Consider the following 1,188-nt stretch of genomic DNA (forward strand, 5'->3'; position numbering starts at 1 on the left):
GGGAGCCTTGACAGTTTCGTTCATATCAGGAGGCTCGGCGAACGCCCCCCGGAAAGCAAGCGTCTGGAACGGAAATCAACAGGCAAGTTTAACAGAGCCTTTTTAATGTTAATACTAAAAGATATATTTTAGGATGGTAAGGAGGGAAATGATGCCACGAAAAGCTGCAGTAATTAACGAGGCATCCGAAGAGGGATCGAATGATATATTGCCTAACGAAAAACATGTAGGTGAAATAAGTAATCTAAATCGAATGTTAGCAGCTGTATTGAATTATTTGTCAGATGATGAGGTAGAGGAGATAGATATCGAATACCTTTTGGATAATACTGAAGGTCTTCGGGATTGGTGGAATCGATATCGTGAAAGCAACAAAAAACAACTTGAGGAAGAAATCAAAAAATCTTTGAGTGAACTTACTTTTAAGGAGCTTGAAATGATTCGTGAACAGATAAAAGGAAAGCAGAAATGAAGGTTTTGCCTACAGTCTTTTTTCTTTTACAATGAAAGAAGTTAACTAAGAACTAGAGAAGTTGATAACAGCGAAGGGCGAACGCCCCACGGAAAGCAAGCGGCTGGAGCGGAAATCAACCTTTTCGCCTACCATACATATCAAAAATGTCAAAAGGTATCGAGAGAGCGTACTCTAGATACCTTTTGTCGACAATCTAAAATGAAGGTTTTACCTTCATTGTTTTTGCCTTCTAATTATATAGGATTCATTACTAAACAACAGTTGCATCCTCTTTTTCAAGGGATGCATTTTTTTATGAATGGACTATTACAAGAGGATGACAATATGAATTCCAGGAAATCAATTTGAAATAATAGTAAAATTTTAAGCGGAAATTTAAACATGTCAATAGTGATATTTTATTATGTATTTGGAAACGTTGGTATTGTTTAAACTTGATTGGAATTATTTTGATAAGTATACATTTATAACTAAACGTTAATCTTCCTTTGTTTAAAGGGAGATTTTTTTTATTTCTATTAAACTTCAACAATTAAATTTTATTAGAATACCAATTTAGAAATTTATGGACCTATTATTACGAAAAACACGTGTTATGATTTATGAGCAGCAAGAACAGCAACAAAAACTACTGAACAAACAGGAGGCATACTTTTTATGAAAAAGAAAGCACTTGTTACTATAGCAACAGCAGCAACGATCATGTTTACAGG

General features: G+C 34.4%; 1 protein-coding gene. It reads left to right on the top strand.

What is annotated here, in order from left to right; translation table 11 throughout:
- Positions 1 to 151 precede the first annotated feature (151 nt).
- Positions 152 to 472, top strand: coding sequence for a hypothetical protein (locus G3O09_RS21965; protein WP_163103565.1), 321 nt, complete (start codon positions 152 to 154; stop codon positions 470 to 472).
- Positions 473 to 1,188: the final 716 nt, after the last annotated feature.

This window comes from Peribacillus alkalitolerans (assembly GCF_010882125.1).
Lineage (GTDB): Bacteria > Bacillota > Bacilli > Bacillales > DSM-1321 > Bacillus_BN > Bacillus_BN alkalitolerans.